The sequence below is a fragment of the Herbaspirillum lusitanum P6-12 genome, from assembly GCF_000256565.1.
Lineage (GTDB): Bacteria > Pseudomonadota > Gammaproteobacteria > Burkholderiales > Burkholderiaceae_D > Herbaspirillum > Herbaspirillum lusitanum.
In genome coordinates this window covers 1-19,263 of record NZ_AJHH01000473.1, presented here as the reverse complement: position 1 = coordinate 19,263, position 19,263 = coordinate 1, and the positions used below count along the sequence as shown (strand labels likewise).

18 protein-coding genes and 3 pseudogenes are annotated in these 19,263 nt (G+C 60.5%); 9 read left to right on the top strand and 12 right to left on the bottom strand.

Going from position 1 to position 19,263, the window contains the following annotated elements; genetic code table 11:
* Positions 1-140 precede the first annotated feature (140 nt).
* Entirely contained in the window at positions 141-2,009 is a 1,869-nt protein-coding gene (locus HLUSI_RS0115710; protein WP_029363585.1) for a phosphoenolpyruvate carboxykinase (GTP), read from the top strand.
* Between the two features lie 60 nt (positions 2,010-2,069).
* Here the strand turns inward: HLUSI_RS0115710 and HLUSI_RS0115705 are convergent, their stop codons facing one another.
* Positions 2,070-2,510 carry an acyl-CoA thioesterase gene (locus tag HLUSI_RS0115705; RefSeq protein ID WP_016834880.1) on the bottom strand — a complete coding sequence of 147 codons (441 nt, stop codon included), beginning with the start codon at positions 2,508-2,510 and terminating at the stop codon, positions 2,070-2,072.
* Between the two features lie 319 nt (positions 2,511-2,829).
* On the opposite strand from HLUSI_RS0115705, the gene ahpC reads away from it, so the two are divergent.
* On the top strand, positions 2,830-3,393 hold the full coding sequence (gene ahpC, locus HLUSI_RS0115700; RefSeq protein ID WP_016834879.1) for an alkyl hydroperoxide reductase subunit C: 564 nt from the start codon (positions 2,830-2,832) through the stop codon (positions 3,391-3,393).
* A gap of 162 nt (positions 3,394-3,555) precedes the next feature.
* The gene (ahpF, locus tag HLUSI_RS0115695; RefSeq protein ID WP_029363584.1) at positions 3,556-5,151 is read left to right on the top strand and encodes an alkyl hydroperoxide reductase subunit F; all 1,596 of its coding nucleotides are present in this window, start codon (positions 3,556-3,558) and stop codon (positions 5,149-5,151) included.
* A gap of 123 nt (positions 5,152-5,274) precedes the next feature.
* Here ahpF and HLUSI_RS0115690 read toward each other — a convergent pair whose 3' ends face one another.
* The 6 genes and pseudogenes from HLUSI_RS0115690 to HLUSI_RS0115670 all read right to left on the bottom strand — a co-directional run bounded on the left by HLUSI_RS0115690 (position 5,275) and on the right by HLUSI_RS0115670 (position 9,028).
* On the bottom strand, positions 5,275-6,420 hold the full coding sequence (locus HLUSI_RS0115690) for a D-alanyl-D-alanine carboxypeptidase family protein (protein WP_016834877.1): 1,146 nt from the start codon (positions 6,418-6,420) through the stop codon (positions 5,275-5,277).
* A 174-nt stretch (positions 6,421-6,594) separates the two neighbouring features.
* Positions 6,595-7,128, bottom strand: a pseudogene (locus tag HLUSI_RS28960) (alpha/beta hydrolase); the annotation flags it as partial.
* Positions 7,129-7,130: 2 nt separating this feature from the next.
* Positions 7,131-7,292: pseudogene (locus HLUSI_RS34800) on the bottom strand (SDR family NAD(P)-dependent oxidoreductase); the annotation flags it as partial.
* A 49-nt stretch (positions 7,293-7,341) separates the two neighbouring features.
* A pseudogene (locus HLUSI_RS0115680) lies at positions 7,342-7,476 on the bottom strand (acetoacetate decarboxylase family protein); the annotation flags it as partial.
* 85 nt (positions 7,477-7,561) lie between these two features.
* Complete coding sequence (locus HLUSI_RS0115675; protein ID WP_016834874.1) at positions 7,562-7,900, bottom strand: (2Fe-2S) ferredoxin domain-containing protein; 339 nt, start codon at positions 7,898-7,900, stop codon at positions 7,562-7,564.
* A gap of 42 nt (positions 7,901-7,942) precedes the next feature.
* Positions 7,943-9,028 carry a VanZ family protein gene (locus HLUSI_RS0115670; RefSeq protein ID WP_016834873.1) on the bottom strand — a complete coding sequence of 362 codons (1,086 nt, stop codon included), beginning with the start codon at positions 9,026-9,028 and terminating at the stop codon, positions 7,943-7,945.
* Between the two features lie 179 nt (positions 9,029-9,207).
* On the opposite strand from HLUSI_RS0115670, the gene HLUSI_RS0115665 reads away from it, so the two are divergent.
* The 4 genes from HLUSI_RS0115665 to argB all read left to right on the top strand — a co-directional run bounded on the left by HLUSI_RS0115665 (position 9,208) and on the right by argB (position 12,681).
* A complete protein-coding gene (locus HLUSI_RS0115665; RefSeq protein WP_016834872.1) occupies positions 9,208-10,068 on the top strand; it encodes a biotin--[acetyl-CoA-carboxylase] ligase in 861 nt (286 codons plus the stop codon).
* 4 nt (positions 10,069-10,072) lie between these two features.
* The gene (locus HLUSI_RS0115660) at positions 10,073-10,834 is read left to right on the top strand and encodes a type III pantothenate kinase (protein WP_016834871.1); all 762 of its coding nucleotides are present in this window, start codon (positions 10,073-10,075) and stop codon (positions 10,832-10,834) included.
* Between the two features lie 13 nt (positions 10,835-10,847).
* On the top strand, positions 10,848-11,633 hold the full coding sequence (locus HLUSI_RS0115655; protein ID WP_016834870.1) for a hypothetical protein: 786 nt from the start codon (positions 10,848-10,850) through the stop codon (positions 11,631-11,633).
* 148 nt (positions 11,634-11,781) lie between these two features.
* Positions 11,782-12,681 (top strand): acetylglutamate kinase, encoded by a 900-nt coding sequence (gene argB / locus HLUSI_RS0115650; RefSeq protein ID WP_016834869.1) that lies wholly within the window; start codon positions 11,782-11,784, stop codon positions 12,679-12,681.
* 88 nt (positions 12,682-12,769) lie between these two features.
* Here argB and HLUSI_RS0115645 read toward each other — a convergent pair whose 3' ends face one another.
* A complete protein-coding gene (locus HLUSI_RS0115645) occupies positions 12,770-13,669 on the bottom strand; it encodes a TraB/GumN family protein (RefSeq protein ID WP_238534010.1) in 900 nt (299 codons plus the stop codon).
* A 54-nt stretch (positions 13,670-13,723) separates the two neighbouring features.
* Here HLUSI_RS0115645 and HLUSI_RS0115640 point away from each other — a divergent pair, with 54 nt between their 5' ends.
* Positions 13,724-14,461 (top strand): pyrimidine 5'-nucleotidase, encoded by a 738-nt coding sequence (locus HLUSI_RS0115640; protein ID WP_016834867.1) that lies wholly within the window; start codon positions 13,724-13,726, stop codon positions 14,459-14,461.
* A gap of 77 nt (positions 14,462-14,538) precedes the next feature.
* On the opposite strand, the gene HLUSI_RS0115635 is transcribed toward HLUSI_RS0115640, so the two are convergent.
* From HLUSI_RS0115635 to HLUSI_RS0115620, 4 genes are all read right to left on the bottom strand, one after another.
* The gene (locus HLUSI_RS0115635) at positions 14,539-15,120 is read right to left on the bottom strand and encodes a Fur family transcriptional regulator (RefSeq protein ID WP_016834866.1); all 582 of its coding nucleotides are present in this window, start codon (positions 15,118-15,120) and stop codon (positions 14,539-14,541) included.
* Positions 15,121-15,249: 129 nt separating this feature from the next.
* Complete coding sequence (xerC, locus tag HLUSI_RS0115630) at positions 15,250-16,218, bottom strand: tyrosine recombinase XerC (protein ID WP_016834865.1); 969 nt, start codon at positions 16,216-16,218, stop codon at positions 15,250-15,252.
* Between the two features lie 26 nt (positions 16,219-16,244).
* Entirely contained in the window at positions 16,245-16,913 is a 669-nt protein-coding gene (locus HLUSI_RS0115625) for a DUF484 family protein (RefSeq protein ID WP_016834864.1), read from the bottom strand.
* 239 nt (positions 16,914-17,152) lie between these two features.
* Entirely contained in the window at positions 17,153-18,367 is a 1,215-nt protein-coding gene (locus tag HLUSI_RS0115620; protein WP_016834863.1) for a porin, read from the bottom strand.
* 388 nt (positions 18,368-18,755) lie between these two features.
* On the opposite strand from HLUSI_RS0115620, the gene HLUSI_RS28955 reads away from it, so the two are divergent.
* A partial coding sequence (locus HLUSI_RS28955) for an SEL1-like repeat protein (protein WP_040503547.1) occupies positions 18,756-19,263 on the top strand: 508 nt, incomplete at its 3' end.

Here is a 19,263-nt window from a genome sequence, read left to right as displayed (position 1 = left end):
CTTTTCAGTCGCGACTGAAGCATTCGACAAGACCGCCGTACCACCGGCTGATGGCGCCACCCGCCTCGCCGGCTGCATGCAACGACGATCCTGCCGTGCCAACGAATTCGATTTAACTTTAGGCATTGGAGGTAGTGTTTATGAATCAACCTGTCATGGAAAGCGTCGCCGCATTGAACGCCCCGGCTTTCGTCAAACACCAAAAACTGATCAACTGGGTCGCCGAGATCGCCGCGCTGACCAAGCCGGAAAGCATCTACTGGTGCGATGGTTCGCAGGAAGAATACGATCGCCTGTGCGCCGAAATGGTCGCCGCCGGCACCATGAAGAAACTCAATCAGGACAAGCGTCCGAACAGCTACCTGGCCTGTTCCGATCCGTCCGACGTGGCGCGCGTGGAAGACCGCACCTTCATCTGCTCGAAGAACAAGGACGACGCCGGCCCGACCAACAACTGGACCGACCCCGCCGAAATGCGCACGACCCTCAACGGTCTGTTTGACGGCAGCATGCGCGGGCGCACCTTGTACGTGGTGCCGTTCTCGATGGGCCCGCTGGGTTCGCCGATCGCCCATATCGGCGTCGAGCTGTCCGATTCTCCTTACGTCGCCGTGAACATGCGCATCATGACCCGCATGGGGAAGGCCGTGTATGACGTGCTGGGTACTGACGGCGATTTCGTGCCATGCGTGCATACCGTTGGCGCACCGCTGCAAGCCGGCGAGAAAGACGTCGCCTGGCCATGCAACCCGACCAAGTACATCGTCCATTATCCCGAGACCCACGAAATCTGGTCCTACGGTTCCGGCTACGGCGGCAATGCGCTGCTGGGCAAGAAGTGCTTTGCACTGCGCATCGCATCGACCATGGGCCGTGATCAGGGCTGGCTGGCGGAACACATGCTGATCCTCGGCGTCGAATCGCCAGAGGGCAAGAAGCATTATGTCGCAGCGGCGTTCCCGTCGGCCTGCGGCAAGACCAACTTCGCCATGCTGATTCCGCCGAAGTCCTTCGACGGCTGGAAAGTCACCACCATCGGCGACGACATCGCCTGGATCAAACCGGGTGAGGACGGCCGTCTCTACGCGATCAATCCGGAAGCGGGTTATTTCGGCGTGGCTCCGGGCACCAACGAAAAGACCAACTTCAACTGCATGGCCTCGCTGCGCGCCAACACCATCTTCACCAACGTCGCGCTGACCGACGACGGCGACGTCTGGTGGGAGGGCATGACCAAGGAAGCGCCGGCCCATCTGATCGACTGGCAGGGCAAGGACTGGACGCCGGCAATCGCCAAGGAAACCGGCCGCAAGGCGGCGCATCCGAACGCGCGCTTCACCGTCGCCGCGACACAGAATCCCGTCATCGATGCCGCTTGGGATGATCCGGCCGGCGTGCCGATTTCGGCCTTCATCTTCGGCGGTCGCCGTTCGACCACGGTGCCGCTGGTAACCGAAGCGCGCAACTGGGTGGAAGGCGTCTACATGGCTGCGACCATGGGATCCGAAACCACTGCTGCCGCCGTCGGCCAGCAAGGCGTGGTGCGCCGCGATCCGTTCGCGATGCTGCCGTTCGCCGGCTACAACATGAGCGACTACTTCCAGCACTGGCTGAACCTCGGTCGCAAGATCGCCGCATCGCCGGCCGAACTGCCGAAGATCTACTGTGTCAACTGGTTCCGCACCGACGCCGACGGCAAGTTCGTCTGGCCCGGCTTCGGCGACAACATGCGCGTGCTGAAGTGGATGCTGGAACGCATTGAAGATCCGCAAGGCGTGCGCGTCGGCGGCGTTCCCCACATCTTCGGGGTGTCGCCGCGTTACGAAGACCTGCAATGGGACGGCATCGACTTCACGCCGGAACAGTTCGCCACGATCACTTCGATCGACAAGGCGGCCTGGGCCCGGGAGGTTGAATTGCACACCGAGCTGTTCGACAAGCTCAAGCACAATCTGCCGCGCGAGCTGGTGGAAGTGAAGGTGGCGCTGCAGAAGAAGCTGGCGGCGTAATCGTTCAAGCTGCGTTCTGTACTGCCAAGCAAAATCGGCCATCGAAAGATGGCCGTTTTTTTATGCCCGCAAAATCGTCCGAAGCACCGAGCGCATGCGCTCCGGCACCGTCACCGGCCGTCGTGTCGCAGCGTCGACGTAGACGTGGATGAAGTGTCCCTGCGCTGCGGCGGTGTCGCCGCCTTCACGGAAAATGCCCACCTCGTAGCGCACGCTGGAGTTGCCCACGCTCGCTACGCGCACGCCGATCTGCACCGTGTCCGGAAAGCTGACCGGCGCGAAATAATTGCAGTGAGTCTCAATGACCAGGCCGATGACGTCGCCGCCCGGGATGTCAAGCGCCCGGCTTGCCATCAGGAAATGATTCACGGCGGTGTCGAACCAGCTGTAATACACGACGTTGTTGACGTGGCCGTAGACGTCGTTGTCCATCCAGCGCGTCTGCAGGGCGTGGAAATGGGGATAATCGGCGCGGCGGGAAGCGGTCGGTTTGCTGGTCATCGTCTATTTTGCCTCGTCACACGCGTGTTGCCGTGCTGAAGTAATATTGCGGCGGGAACGAACCCCGTCTCCTGATTTCAATCGAACGGTGAGCCGGCAGTGTAAGCGATCCGCAGTTCCGTCGCAGCAAGCCCCGGCGGTTGCATCCGGCGCTTTCGCGCCCATATGCAGCGTATCCCTTGGTATGACGGCAAGCCGTTCCACACGAATGTTGATAGTCAAACGCAATCGAAAGTATTAAACAAATAAATTTGATTAATATATAGAGGCGCTTTACTATCTCTTCACTCTCTTTCAACCCCTAAGTAAAGGAAACGCAATGTCCCTGATCAATACGACAGTCAAGCCATTCAAAGCAACTGCTTACCACGACGGCAAATTCGTCGACATCACCGAAGCAAGCCTGAAGGGCAAATGGTCCGTGTTCGTGTTCTACCCAGCTGACTTTACTTTCGTCTGCCCGACCGAACTGGAAGACCTGGCCAACAACTACGCTGAATTCAAGAAGATGGGCGTGGAAATCTACGGCGTGTCGACCGATACCCATTTCGCGCACAAGGCATGGCACGACACTTCGGACGCCATCAAGAAAGTGCAATACCCACTGGTCGGCGACCCAACCGCAACGCTGGCTCGCAACTTCGAAGTCCTGATCGAAGAAGAAGGTCTGGCACTGCGCGGTACTTTCGTGATCAATCCGGAAGGCCAGATCAAGGTTCTGGAAATCCATGACAACGGTATCGGCCGCGACGCTTCCGAACTGCTGCGCAAGGTCAAGGCAGCGCAATACGTTGCTTCGCACCCAGGTGAAGTTTGCCCAGCCAAATGGACCGAAGGCGCAGAAACTCTGAAGCCATCGTTGGATCTGGTCGGCAAGATCTGATTTGAATCGCAAAGCGATTTAATGCAGTGATCAAGAAGTACAGAAACAAAAACTGAAGCACCCGTCCGGATTCGGCGCAAGCAACGCCGCAGAGCTCACGAGGCCGAGCGGCGGAGTCCGGACAATATTGAAGTCTCACATCAGAGGAAAGTGGAAATCATCATGCTGGATGCCAATCTCAAAGCCCAATTGAAAGCCTACCTGGAAAAGGTCACGCAGCCTATCGAGATCGTCGCGTCGCTGGATGATGGCGCCAAGTCTCATGAGTTGCAGGAGCTGCTGCAGGAAATCGTCACGCTGTCCGAGCGCATCACGCTGGTCGAGCGCAACGATCACGCCGTGCGCAAGCCATCCTTTTCATTGAATCGCCCCGGTACCGATATCAGCGTGCAGTTCGCCGGTATCCCGATGGGCCACGAATTTACGTCGCTGGTGCTGGCGCTGCTGCAAGTCGGCGGCCACCCCATCAAGCTCGACGACAAGGTGATCGAACAAATCCGTAATCTGGATGGCGATTACTCGTTTGAAACCTATATCTCGCTGACTTGCCAGAACTGCCCGGAAGTCGTGCAGGCGCTCAACGTGATGTCGATCATCAACCCGCGCATCCGCTCGGTGACGGTGGACGGCGCGCTGTTCCAGGACGAAGTCGAGAAGCGCCAGATCATGGCCGTGCCGACCGTCTACATGAACGGCGAAGTGTTCGGCCAGGGCCGCACCGGCGTGGAAGAAATCCTCGCCAAGCTCGATACCGGCGCCGCCGCCCGCAAGGGTGAAGAACTGAGCGCGAAAGAAGCCTACGACGTGCTGATCGTCGGCGGCGGTCCCGCCGGCGCAGCGGCTGCGATCTATGCAGCGCGCAAGGGCATTCGCACCGGCGTCGTCGCTGAACGTTTCGGCGGCCAGGTGCTGGATACGCTGGCGATTGAAAACTTCGTCTCCGTCAAGGAAACCGAAGGCCCGCAATTCGCCACCGCGCTGGAACAACACGTCCGCACCTACGACGTCGACATCATGAACACGCAACGCGCCGAAGCGCTGGTGCCCGGCGATGGCATGATCGAAGTCAGGCTGGCCAACGGCGGCGTGCTGAAGGGCAAGACCGTGATCCTGTCGACCGGCGCGCGCTGGAGGCAAGTCAACGTGCCGGGCGAGGACGAATACCGCAACCACGGCGTGGCGTACTGCCCGCATTGCGACGGCCCGCTGTTCAAGGGCAAGCGCGTGTCGGTGATCGGCGGCGGCAATTCCGGCGTGGAAGCGGCAATCGACCTGGCCGGCATCGTCAGCCATGTCACGCTGCTGGAATTCGCGGCTGAACTGAAGGCCGATGCCGTGCTGGTGCGCAAGCTGAAGAGCCTGCCTAACGTCACCATCATCACCTCGGCGCAGACCAGCGAAATCACCGGCGACGGCAAGAAGGTCAACGGCATCAGCTACAAGGAACGCATCAGCGGCGAAGTGAAGCACATCGAACTGGAAGGCGTATTCGTCCAGATCGGCCTGGTGCCGAACACTGAGTGGTTGAAGGGTACCGTTGCGCTGAGCAAGCACGGCGAAATCGAAATCGACGCCAAGGGCCAGACCTCGATTCCCGGCGTGTTCGCTGCCGGCGACGTGACGACGGTGCCGTACAAGCAGATCGTGATCGCGGTGGGTGAAGGGTCCAAGGCGGCATTGAGCGCCTTCGATCACCTGATCCGCAGCTCGGCGCCGGAAGAAGCACCGGTTGTCGCCAAGGAAGCAGCGGTAGCGTAAGCAGCAATTGCAAGCCGGTTGTCCGTTGCCCCTTCGGCGGACGGCCGTAAAAAAGCCACCTCGCGGTGGCTTTTTTTTGTGGGCGCGAGCTGCACGCTGCACGTCGCGCCCGACAGGCCTGGATTATTTGAACAGCAAGCGCAGCGAATCCCAGGCGCGGCCGAAGATGCCGGCCGGGCCGACCGATTCCAGCGCCACCAGCGGCAATTCGGTGACGGCCTTGTCGTCGATCATGATCTTCAATGTACCGACCTTGGCGTTTTCCGAAATCGGCGCGATCAGCGGATCGTTGCGTTCAACGCGCGGCTTGATCTTGTCGGCGGTGCCCTTCGGCACTGTCACGTAGACGTCGCGCATGAAGCCGATCTTGATCTTGCCTTGCGAACCCTTCCACACGTCAGGCGTGTCGACTGCCTGGCCCTTGCTGTACAGCTTCACGGCGTCGAAATTCTGGAAGCCCCAGTTCAGCAGCTTCTGGCTTTCCTGCGTGCGGACCTGGTCGGATACGGTGCCGATGACGACCGAGATCAGGCGGCGTTCGCCGTTGGCGACCGGACGCTTGGCCGAGGTGATCAGCGAATAGCCGGCGCTGTCGGTGTGGCCGGTCTTCATGCCGTCGACGGTCGGGTCGAGCCACAGCAGGCGGTTGCGGTTGGGCTGGGTGATGTTGTTATAGGTGAACTTCTTGACCGAGTAATAGATTTTGTAGAAGTCGGGGAAGTCGTTGATCAGGTTGCGGCACAGGATCGCCAGGTCGCGCGCGGTCGTGTACGTGTCCGGGCTCGGCAAACCGTGCGGGTTGCTGAAGTGGGTGCCGGTCAGGCCCTGGCGTTGCGCTTCGCGGTTCATCAGCACGACGAAAGCGTCGGTGGTGCCGGAGACGGCTTCGGACAGCGCCACGGCGGCGTCATTGCCGGAGACCGAGATCAGACCGTACAGCAGGTTGTTGACCGAGACCGGCTTGTTCGGCTCGATGAACATCTTGGAGCTGCTCGGATCGACTTTCCAGGCATTGACCGAGACGCTGATTTCCTGGTTCAGGTCGAGACGCTTGTCGCGCACGGCGGCAAAGGCCAGGTAAGCGGTCATCAGCTTGACCAGCGAAGCCGGTTCGACGCGCGTGTCGGCTTCCTGCGAAGCGATGATCTGATTGCTCGACGCATCCAGCAGCAGCCACGATTTGGCGGCGACGCTGGGAGGTGGAAGGCTCTGGGCGGCTGCCGAGAAGCTCAGGACGGTTGCGGCAATGGCCGCGAGTAGTTTTTTCATCTTTGGGTGTAAAAAAATGTGTCCCGCCGGACTGCATGCGGGACTGTCGTTTGAAAAGAGATGAGTGAACATCGCAACGGGATTATAAACGTCGAGCCTGACAACAAGGCTGTGCGGCGTCCGTTTGCGTGCTTCAAACCTGTTTTGGGGCTCGCTGCAAGAGCCAAAGCAGGTTCAGCGATGCCACATTTGGACTATCAGTGTTTTGATATGTTGCAATTTACGGTGAAAAAAGTGATCCGCGCCAGGGATCACGATGACCGGCAGTTCCTGCGGGCGCGCCCAGTCCAGCACCGCCGTGAGCGGAATGGTGTCGTCCAGCTCGCCATGGATCAGGATGGTGTCGGCCGGGACCGGCGGCATCGGCCATTTGCCGGCGGCGGTGCCGACCAGGGCCAGGCGTTCGGCGGGTGTGCCTTCTGCAATCAGGCGCTGCTGCAGTTGGGCCTGCACGAAGGTGCCGAACGAGAAGCCGCCCAGCGTCACTGGCAGGTCGGGATATTGCGTGCGCATGTGCGCCAGCAAGAGCGCCATGTCGTCGGTTTCGCCGTGGCCGTGGTCATGCACGCCTGCGGATTTGCCGACGCCGCGGAAATTCATCCGGACGGTGACATAGCCGAGCGCCAGGAACGAGCGCGCCAGCGTTTGTGCGACCTTGTTGTCCATGGTGCCGCCGTACAGCGGATGCGGATGGGCCACCAGCGCGAGGTGCCGCCGCTCTTGTTGATTTCTTCGGCGGCGGCCTTGGCGGCGTCGAGCGCCAGATCGGCGATGACGACCTTGGCGCCGGCCTTGGCGTATTCGATGGCGATTTCTTTGCCGATACCGCTGGCTGCGCCCGTGATCAGAGCGACTTTATCTTTGAGTACCATGACATTCCCTTTTATTAAGCAAGATATTGAGCAAAAATATTGAACAAAACTATTTAGCAAGATAATCGTAAGCGACCGTGCCCAGCGGCAAAGTCAGGTCAGACAAAATGTGCACCGCCGAGATGACTTCCAGCACCGGCAGGTCGGCGATCGGCGCCAGTGCATGCGAATGCAGGTCCAGCGCGCATTCCAGCTGGCCGGCGGCGCCGGGGATCAGAAAGGCTTGTGTTTGTGCGTTCATGCGTTTATGCGCCCGGGAAGAGGCGTATTCAGATTTTGAGGCGGTCGACGATCTTGCCGCCGACGATGTGCGAATCGATGATTTCATCGATGTCTTCGTTGTCGACGTAGGTGTACCAGGTGCCTTGCGGATAGATGACCACGACCGGGCCTTCTTCGCAGCGTTCCAGGCAGCCGGCCTTGTTGATGCGCACCTTGCCTTCGCCGGCCAGGCCGAGTTGCTTGATGCGCTTCTTGGCATGTTCCTGCGCGGCCTGTGCGCCCTTGTCGGCGCAGCAGGTGCGTTCGCCCGGCTTGCGCTGGTTCAGGCAGAAAAAGACGTGATGTTCGTAGAACGGCTTGTCGGCGGTGTCAGGAGTGTCTGCCATGGCGATGTTCCGAGTAGATCAAAGGCGTCATGATACACCTCGTCATTTGGGTGCGCCTTGGCCGCCGGCCTTGCGATGTACCGGGTGATACAGGAACCACAGCGCCAGGAACGGCCACAGCACCGAGAGGAATTGCGCGGCGCCGTCGAAATTGAGGAATTTTCCCTGTACCCAGGTTTGTAGCGTCGAGACGAAATACGGATTGGCCGGCACCGCATTGGTCGCCAGCAGGCTGAAGATCAGCGCCAGCCCGGCGATGCGTCGTTGCGCCACCGGCGGTGCGAACGACAGGCCGGCCAGCATCAGGCCGCCGACGATCATGCCGCCGGCCGCGCCCGGCGTGAACCAGGCGAAGGCGTTTTCCGGCGCGAAGAACAATGCGCATGAGAGCGACTTGATGAACACCGCACCGAACAGGTAGATCGCCATCAGCATGTTGCGCGGCGCCGGCTTGCGCAGCAGCAGGAGCATGGTCAGTACGGCGCCGGTGAGGCCGCAGGCGGTGACGATGATTTCGGCCAGCCAGTATTGCTCGGCGCTGAGCTGGGCATTGTTGGTCCACCAGGTGGCGAGATCGATCGGCGTGTCGAGCAGGTCCGACAGCAAGCTTGACAGCGGCGGCACCACGTGGCCGAGGCCGAACAGATGGTTTTGCGGATAGATCAGCGCCAGCGGCCACAGCCCGACCACCACCAGACCGCGGCTGGCTTCGCGCGAGAACCAGCTGCGCCGTATTTCCAGCAAGCGGCTCTGGCGCAGAAAGTAGCGACTGGTCCAGGCGCCGATCAGCGCGCCCAGAAAGGTGCCGCAACTGTTGGTGATGAGATCGAGATTGGAGGGAATGCGCGTGGGCAGGTAGGTTTGCACTGCTTCCATCACGGCCGACAAGGCCACGCCGGCCAGCGTGCCAAGCAGCACCGCCCACACGGAACGCACCCGTGGATATAGTGCATACACCACCAGTGCGCCGAATGGCGCATAGCCGATCACATTGGTCCAGAGGTCGAAGCCGGTCCAGTAATACGGCAGGCGCGCCCACAGATAATCGTAGGGCAGCAATCCCATGTCGCGCCAGCCCGAAAAAGGATACCAGCTGGCGTACACGATCAGCAGCGCATAGATCAGCAAACTGACGCGTGCAAACGAGGAAGCCGTCGGCCGGGCGACTGCGGTTGCGATGGAAGCGGAGGCAGGGGCAGAGGCGGGCGGGGCGGCTGGCGCGGGTGATTGTGGCGGTCGGTAAGGAGCGTCCATGCCAGCGAGGGTAACCGATTTCTCCTTCGCTTGCACCTTGCACAACCGTTACAATGTGCGCCATGCACGCCACCGAAACTTCACTCGCCACGACGATTTCCGCCCAGCGCATCGCCGCATTGATCGCCAGTTCCAGCAACGACAACGCCAAGACCGTGGCGGTCGAAGTGGTTGCCGAAACCGGTTCGACCAATGCCGATCTGCTGGCGCGCGTCACCGCTGTCGACGGCGCCAGGCTGGTGGCGCCGGTCCTGCTGGTGGCCGAGTCGCAGACCGCCGGTCGCGGGCGCGCGGGGCGGCCGTGGCAGACCAGCAAAACGTCGGCGCTGACATTCTCGCTGGCGTGGAAATTCGGGCGTCCGCTGCATGCGCTGATCGGCTTGCCGCTGGCCGTCGGCGTTGCGCTGGCCGAGGCGCTCGGCATCTTCGGCATTGATGTCGAATTGAAATGGCCCAACGACGTCCTGCGCGACGGCGCCAAGCTGGCCGGCATCCTGATCGAGACCGCGCAGGATAAAGGCGCGGGTGCGGCCGGTATTGCCGGCACCTGGACCGTCATCGGCATCGGCGTCAACCTGACCATGCCGCCGGATCTGCAGCAGCGCATCGGCCGCGCCGTGGCCGACGTGTCGGAGTTGCTGACGCATGATCGCGAGCGCCTGCTGGCGATTTTGCTGAGCGCCTTGTCGGATGCGCTGGCCGATTTCGATGCGCGCGGATTTACGCATTTCGTGGCGCGCTGGAATCGTTTGCACGCTTATACGGGGCGCGCCGTGCGCATTCTCGACGACGGTCGCATGCTGCACGAGGGCGTTGCCGTCGGCGTCGATGAGCAGGGCTGTTTCCTGATGGACACCGCAAGCGGGCGCGTGGCCGTCACCGCCGGCGATGTGTCCTTGCGTTTGCGGGAGTAGCGACATGTTGCTGCTGATCGATGTCGGCAATACGCTGATCAAATGGGGCGTTCCGGCGGAACAAATTTTCTCGGTTGCCGGCGCGGGCCGCTGGCGTCATGTCGGGGCAGTGGCGCGCGGTGAGGTCGCTGCATTGACACAGGCCTGGCAGGGTTTGCCTGTGGTGCGCGTGCTGGTCTCGAACGTGGCCGGTCCTGCGGTTCGGGAGGCTTTGCAGGCAACGCTGCATGCGGCCTTCGGCAAGGAGTTGCGCATCGATTGGTTCGCATCGCAACCGCAACTGGCGGGTGTGCGCAATCGTTACAAGAATCCCGGCCAGCTCGGCTGCGATCGTTTCGCTTCGGCCATTGGCGCGCATGCGCTGTTTCCGCAGCGTGCGCTGATCGTGGCCACTTGCGGTACCGCTACTACGGTCGACGCGGTCACGTCCGACGGTGTTTTTCTGGGCGGCATGATCTTGCCGGGACTCGGCGTGATGGCGACGTCGCTGGCGCTCAATACCGCGCAGTTGCCGCAGATACAAAGCATCAACGCGGTCGCCACGCCTTTTGCCGACAACACCACCGACGCCATCATCGCCGGCTGTATTGCGGCGCAGACCGGCGCCATCGAGCGCGCCGTCGCTGCGCACCGGCAAACGCATGGCGAGGTGCTGTGCGTGCTGGCGGGCGGCGCCGGGCCGGTGCTGGCGCCGTATTTGTCAATGCCCTGCGAAAAAGTCGATAATCTGGTGCTGATCGGCCTGCATGTGGCGGCGACGGAATGAAGGCGATGAAATCATGTTGAAATTGCTTTTTTGGCTACTGTTGATCGGCAATGCGGCCCTGTTCGCCATGCAACGAGGCTATCTCGGCGCGACAGCCTCCGAGCGCCACGAGCCCAAACGCCTGGCGCAGCAACTGCATCCCGAAACCCTGACCATCCTGCCGGCCAACAGCGAAAAATTGGTGTCGCCGGCCAAGTCCGATGCACCTGCAGGCACGGTCGCGGCGGCCGCGGCGGAGGATGCCGCCAAGGACGCGAAACCAGGCAAGCCGGATGCGACGCCGCCGGAAGCCAAGGCGCCCGCCGATGCTGCTGCTCCTGCAGTCCCGCTCATCGCCTGCACTGAAATCGGCAACTTCAACGCCGTCGAAGTGCGCAAATTCGACGTCCAACTGAGCAGCCTCAACCTGCCGGTCAAGCCCACCACGCGCAGCGTGCAGGAAGCAGCCAGCCACATGGTCTATATCCCCACGCAGGACGGCAAGGAGGGCGCCGACCGCAAGACGGCCGAACTGCGCCGTCTCGGCATCCAGGACTTCTACGTGATGCCCGAATCCCAGCCCAATCCGGCCTTGCGTTGGGCCATTTCGCTGGGCGTATTCAAGACCGAAGAAGCGGCCAAGGCCTACATCGGCCGGCTGATTCCTCAGGGTGTGCGCAGCGCGCGCATCATGGCGCGCAACGTCACGTCGAACAAGCAGGCTTATCAATGGCGCAATGTCGATGCGGCAACCAAGACGGCGCTGGACGGCCTCAAGGCCAAATTCCCCAACCAGGAAATGCGCAGCTGCACGGGCTGAGTCTCGCCCATGCATGGCCGGTGCGGGTTGCCGGGCGCAGGCCGATTTTGCATGGGGGCGATAAAACGTCATATCCGCCACAATCGGATCGCGCTTTCCATGTAAAATCGCGGACATTCCGAATATCTCTCCTGCCCAGGAATTGCACATGACCGATTTGACCGATCTGACCGACGTTGACCCCATCATCAAGGCTGAAATCCTGGCCGAAGCCTTGCCGTACATCCGCAAGTTCCATGGCAAGACCATCGTCGTCAAATACGGCGGCAATGCGATGACGGAAGAGCGCCTCAAGCACGGCTTCGCCCGCGACGTCATCTTGCTGAAACTGGTCGGCATGAATCCGGTGGTGGTGCACGGCGGCGGTCCGCAGATCGACAATGCGCTCAAGAAAATCGGCAAGCAGGGCACCTTCGTGCAGGGCATGCGCATCACCGACGAAGAAACCATGGAAGTGGTGGAGTGGGTGCTGGGCGGTGAAGTGCAGCAGGACATCGTGATGTTGATCAATCACTACGGCGGCCAGGCAGTGGGCCTGACCGGCAAGGACGGCGGTCTGATCCGTGCGCGCAAGATGCAGATGCCGGACAAGGAAAATCCGGGTCAATTCCTCGACATCGGCTTCGTCGGTGAAATCGAGGCAATCAATCCGGCGGTGGTCAAGGCGCTGCAAGACGATGCCTTCATCCCGATCATTTCGCCGATCGGCTTCGGCGACGACGGCCAGGCTTACAACATCAATGCCGATGTCGTGGCCGGCAAGATCGCCGAGATCCTGCATGCCGAAAAGCTGATCATGATGACTAACATTGCCGGCGTGCAAGACAAGAAGGGTAACCTGCTGACCGACCTGTCGGCGCGTGAGATCGACGAAATGTTCGAAGACGGCACCATCTCCGGCGGCATGCTGCCGAAGATTTCCTCGGCCCTGGACGCCGCCAAATCAGGCGTGAACACCGTCCACATCATCGACGGCCGCATCGAGCATTCGCTGCTGCTGGAAGTGCTGACCGAACAGGCGTTCGGCACCATGATCCGCTCGCACTGAACATCGCAAGCGCATCGCGTAAAAAAAGGCGCCCCGGGAAACCGGCGGCGCCTTTTTTATTGCAGCGTGGATGCGTATATGAGGACGGTCAGTAAATCCGTTCGACCTTGAAACCGCGCTGTTGCAGCAACGCCGGCACGCCGGTGGGGCCGACCAGATGCAGGATGCCGATGGCGGCGAAAATGCGATCGCGGCTCTTGAGCAGGCCGCCGATTCGTTCGGCCAGGGCGGGATTGCGCTGGTCCAGCAAGACGTCCTTGGTAAAGCGGCCGACGAAGCTGCCGTCGCCGGCCATTTCATCGAGCAGGCTTTGCAGCCCGGACAGGTTGGCGGTGCGCCAGAACTCGGCCAACTCCACTACGCGCGCTGCGCTGTCGGGATCGTCGAGCTCCTTGAGGGTGTCTTCCAGCAGCAGGGTTTGCTGTTGCCGGCTCAATGCGCCGAACAGCGCCAGCTGTGTTTCGGCGCCTTCCAGTTCGATCACGGGCTTGTTGCGTTTGGTGACGAAATCGGCCAGATGGCCGTCGACGGCAAGGTCGGAACGATAGCCTTTGCTGCCGAACTCCTGCACGGTCAGCAGGCTGGCGATCATCCAGGGGCGAAAGCGCGCGACGGCTTCGGCCGGGACATTGTATTTTTTCAGCGCTGCCTGCACCTGCTGCTGCAGTTGCGGAGTGAGGTCGGTCTGGTAGCTCTGGCCTTCGGGATAGAACCCGTAGCGCAGCACCGCGGCCTGCATGGCGGGCGTTTTCTTCGGATCGATTTCGAGCGCGATTGCCGGGGCCTGTTCCAACGCTTGCATCACGCGCGGTTCCAACGGATAGAAGTTGGCGGCGCCGACATGGATGGTGCCGAACAGATACAGCGTGTGGCGTGCGTCCTGCACCTTGAACAAGGCGCCGCGATGCTCCGTGCGGACAGACGCAGAAGCGGCCTCGGCGGCATTTGCGAGCGGCAGATAAAGGCAGAACAGCCAGCTGAATGTCACTATAATCAGGCGTCGCATCATTGCGCTTTCCATCCATTCACATCAAGTTTTACCGTGCCGAATATTACACCGCTCTGGCTTTTCGATCTCGACAACACCCTGCACAACGCGTCGCACGCGATCTTCCCCGCGATCAACGCCAACATGAACCTGTTCATGGAGCGGGTGCTGAAAGAGCAAGGCTTGCCGGCCGATCAGGACGCCGTCGACGCCATGCGCCAGCGCTACTGGCGCCTGTACGGTGCGACCTTGCTGGGGATGGTGCAGCATCATCAGGTGCGGCCGGAAGACTTCCTGCGCGACGCGCATGACTTCGACGACCTGTTCGGCATGATCCGCGCCGAGCGCGGCTTGCTGAACCTGCTCAAGCGCCTGCCGGGACGCAAGATCCTGCTGACCAATGCGCCGTTGCGTTACTCGCGCGACGTGGTGCGACATCTGGGCCTGCATCGTCATTTCGACAAGCACATCTCCATCGAATCGATGCGCGTGCACGGCAAGCTCAAGCCCAAACCGTCGCGGCAGATGCTGCAACAGTTGCTGGCGCGTGAGCGTGTCCCGGCGCATCGCTGCATCCTGGTGGAAGACACCGTGGTCAATCTGAAGTCGGCCAAGGAGCTGGGCGTGCGCACGGCGTGGATCACCCAATACCTGGTCGGCAATCCGCATTTTTCAGCGGCCGGCGTGCGCAGGATGCAGACAATGCATCCGTCATATGTCGATGTGAAGGTGCGTTCGGTGCGACAGCTGACCAGCCATTTGCGTCGCCTGGCCGGCGCTTACAAGGAATAAGCGGGAATAAGCGCGAATAAGCGCGAATAAGCGGTATTCACCCGTATTCAGCGGCTTCAGTGGCGTCAGCCGAATACTCAATCGTCGGCGCAGTCGGCGCACCAACCCTTGATGGTCAGTTCGATTTCGTGACTGCGAAAGCCCTTGCCGAGGGATTTTTGCAGGGCGGTCTGCAATTGCGCCGCCGTGGTTTGGCGCTTCCCCGATGAAGGCAAAACACTTTCAAGAAACCCGGCTTCGCCGCTGCCGTCCAGGCAAAACACCCGGGCGCAGCGCGTGCATTTGAAATGACCGTGCTGATGCTGGGCATGGCCGTGGGTGTGTTGATGGCCGCCATGGCTGCCGTGATCGTGATGTTCGGCGCCGGTGCCGGCGTTGTAGCGGAAGATGCGGTCATCGCTGGCGATCTTGTGCGCCAGCCCGGCCTCGGTCAGGCAGTCGAGCGCGCGATACAGCGTGACGCGATCCATGTCGACCAGCTTGTCCTGGATATCCTGATGCGACACCGCGCTGCGCGCACTGAGCAGCGCCGCCAGGACGCTGACGCGCGCCTGCGTGACGCGCACCGACGCATCGCGCAATTGCAGCTCGGCCAGAGCCTGCGCAGCGGCGGGATCATGGGGCAGAGCGTTGGCGGTGATGTCGGCTTTGGATTTCATGGCATATCGCTAGAGTGGCTGGTGCGGCTGATGTGAGGGCGGCCCGCAGATGCGGCGCCCGGTCGGTGACCTATCCGAATTATGCCGCAATTCGCCGGCGGCGGCTTTGGCCGGACGTGGGAACGAAGCTTATTTGCCGGCGATTTTCTTGGCGCGCGGATGGGCGGCGTCATAGACCTGCGCCAGGCGCTGGAAGTCGAGCGAGGTGTAGACCTGGGTCGCGGCGATTGACGCATGGCCAAGCATCTCCTGCACTGCACGCAAGTCGCCTGAGCCTTGCAGGACGTGGGAGGCGAAGGAGTGGCGCAACACATGCGGATGGACGTTGGTGGCCAGGCCCAGCGCCTGGCCGTGCGCTTTGAGGCGCAATTGCGCTACCCGCGGCGACATGCGCGCACCGCGCTCGCTCAGGAACAGCGCGCGCCGCTCGGCGTCGGCATGACCCCCCATCACGGTCTCGCGCGCGCTCAACCAGGCTTTGAGCGCTTCCATGGCCGGTTTGCCGACCGGCACGCTGCGCATCTTGTTGCCTTTGCCGGTGACGGTCACTTCATTGCTGTCCATGTCGATCCAGCCGGCCGAGACATAGCCTGCTTCCTGGCGGTACTGCACGTCGAGGCCAACCAGTTCGGAAACCCGCAAGCCGCTGGAGTACAGCAATTCGAACATGGCGCGATTGCATAGCTGGGCAGGTGCGGCGGGGTCCTTGAGCGGATTGGCCTGCGACACCAAATGGACGGCGTCATCGGCGGCCAGCGCCTTGGGCAGCGGCTTGGCTTTCTTGGGTGCTTTGACGCCGTCGACCGGATTCGACTTCAACCGGCCCTGTTCGGACAGCCAGTCGTAGAAGCCGCGCCAAGCCGACAACTTGCGTGCGATGGAGCGGGCATTGAGGCCGCGGCCGTGCAATTGCGCGGCGAACTTGCGTATCTGGAAATGGGAGACTGCGTCCAACTCCGCACTGGCGGCGTGCGCCAGCTCGGATAACTCGGCCAGATCGCGACCGTAATTGCTCACCGTGTGCGGCGACAGCATGCGCTGGCTCAGCAGGGAGTCGAGATAGCGGTCGATTTCGGCTTGATTGGCGTCGGCGCTCACACGGTCTGGAGGGAAGTCGGGATAAATCAGTGTAGCAGGCAGGCCAGCGCTGCGCTGGCGGTTTCGCTGATGCGGCTCAGGAAATCGGTAGCCATGTCGGCGCTGAAGCGGCTTGGGTCGGGGGAGCCGAGTACCAGCAAACCAAAGGCTTCCGGCGCCGCGCCCACGCGCAGCGGCAGCATCGCCAGCGACTTCACGGAAGCGGCGTCTTCCAGCCAGCCGGCGGCTTCGAAATCGTTGTTGGCGCCGCAGAACGGTGTCGTCAGGCCATTGGCAAAAATACGCGCATCTTCCGAGACGGCGGCGGTGTACCAATTGTCGTTGTGGCTTTCGGCGACGTTCCACAGGCGCAACGTGACCTGCGGGACGTTGAAGATTTCCTGCAGCTTGCCGGCCAGCGCCTGCGGCAGGTCGGCGTCATTGCGCGCCAGCAGCAGGGCGCGCGTCCAGGCTTGGAATTTGCCGGTGATCTCGTCGTTTTCCTGGGCGATCCGCATCAGATCGGCCATGTGCAGCTCTTGCACCTTGATCTTTTCACGCAGGATTTCCATCTGGCGTTCCTGCAAGGAGATGGCGCGACCCAGCAAAGGGCTGGTCAACCTGATCCTGCCGAGCAATTCGGCATGCTCTTCGAAGAAGTGCGGATGGTCGAGCAGATAGTCGGCGATCGAATCGGAGTCCAGATGGGTGGTCATGTGCGTTTTTTTGAGTGTGGTTGTTCCGGGAAGTCGCGCCAGGCGCACCGGATTGCATTGCCGCAATATCGCGAGATTATCTACGCTATCGGTAATGCTGACAACTTGAATTCTTGGCGAAGGCGATGAGACCGCTTTCCCAATAAAAACGGGCTTACATGATTGCTCATGTAAGCCCGAATCGTTCAAGCTAAGTTTCTGATTCTGACGTTTGCACGCCAGAGGTTCAGACGCTTAAATTAGAACTTGTGACGGATACCAACAGTCAGAGCTGTTTGGCTCGAGTCGGTACCAGTTGTGTCAGCTGCAACACCTGGGTTCTTCATGTCTTTAGCACGCAGGTTCGACACGAATGCGTACAGGTCAGTACGCTTGGACAGCCAGTAGTCAGCGCCCAGGTTGTACTGAGTCAGCTTACCCTTGCCGTTCAGAGTGTCGAAAGATGCAGTTGTGTACTCAACTGCAGCCAGCAACTTCAACGATGGTGTCAGCGAGTATGCTGTACCCAGTTCAAACATGTCAGCCTTGCGTGCCAGAGCCAAAGTTGCTGTAGTAGCACGTGTTGCTGTCGATGGCAGTGTTGGAGCAATGTTCGCTGCAGTATTCAGGTCTTGCTTGACGCGGGACCAGTTACCATAGACGCGTGCTGGGCCGAACTGGTAGCTAGCAACCAGATTCAGGACCTTGGCAGCTGTGCTACCTTGGACATCGGTGGTTCCGATTGTAGTCAAACCGGCACCTGTGCCAACAACGCCAGTAGCAGGAGTAGTTTGCAACGATGTGTCGCTAGGCGTTGCGCCTTGCTTCGATTGGAAATAGTTGATACCCAGACCCAGTGGGCCGTTGTCGTACTTAGCGCCCAGACCGAACGATTGGCCAGCCGAAGTCTTGCCAGCTGTTTCGCCGAAGCCATAGATCAGGTTACCTGTGAAACCGCTCAGATTAGCTGTTGTATAGTTGATCGAGTTGTTAACACGAGTACCTTGCAAACGGTTCAGAGCCGAACCGGAGTTTGCAATGACGCCACCGAAGTCTGCAACAGCTGTGTAGGCGCTGATGGTATCAGCCCAGTCAGTCTGACGACCCAACAGAACGGAACCGAAGCCACCGGCCAGACCAACAACCGACTTGCGACGGAACAATGTGTTCGATGTCTTGGAGTCATCCAAAGCACCAGTGTCGTTCTTGAAGCCAGTTTCCAGGTTGAACACTGCGCTCAAACCGCCGCCCAGATCTTCAACGCCCTTGAAACCGATGCGCGAACCTTGGATAACGCCGGAGTTCATTGCAAACTTGCTGCCGGTGGTAAGAGGAGCTCCTGCAGCGCTGCTTTGAACTTTGCTTGTGTAAGTAACGCCGGTATCAACGATACCGTAGATAGTGACGGAGCTTTGTGCTTGTGCAGCACCTGCAAACGCGCCGAGAACGGCCAGTGCAAGCAGAGATTTTTTCATTTGACATCCTTCTATAAAAATAGTCTTGAGGATCCGTACATCTAGTCGGATGGTGAGACATTAAGGGTTCTCATTAGCGCTGGCCTCAGATTGGTCGTTTGGCGGACAAAGTTTTGGTTGAAATTCCGAAACTCCGGCACGATTGTTGTTTTTTTCTAACGCTTTCGAGGTGAATCTCCCACAATCGGGATTTTCCGGAGGTAACGAGGGGACTCTGACTATTTGGTTGCCTTTGCGGCAACAAAGACGTTATTAAAGACTTGAATTGTTGTTTTAAAGCTCCAAATTGATCTCTTAAAGCAGGTATTAAAAAAATATCATGATTTATAGGGGATAATTTTTTCCTTCGAAAGAGTGCTTGGATTGATTTATGGCGAGTCGGGAAGATTTGGCAATTATCCGCGCGGCGCGCGCCGGTCAGGCGGAAGCGCAACTGGCGCTGGGCCGGCGCTATTTATTTGGCGGCAACGGATTGCCGCAGAGCTTCGCCACCGCGTTGCATTGGCTTGACCGCGCGGCGCGTCAGGGAATGCCGGATGCCTGGACGCTGATTGGCGAGCATATTCCCTATGAGGTCGTGGCGCAGGCGCCGCGTCCGCTTGACTATGTACTCTGGTATGAACGTGCTTTTGACGCCGGGCGCAAGCTGGCCGGGCTGGCATTTGCACGCATGGTGCTGGCGCATCAGGCGCAGCCCGAAGCGCAGGCAATGTTGGGCAAGGCCGTCAAGGCGCTGGAATCGGAAGCAAATGCCGGCACGGCCGAAGCCCAATGGCTGCTGGCCCAGCAACAGGGAAGGCGACAGGCTGCGGGAGCCGCCATCGCGACCGGCGAGCAACGCGCCGCTGAGCAGGTCATTGCAACGCAATGGGCGCAGAAAGCCGCCGACGCCGGCC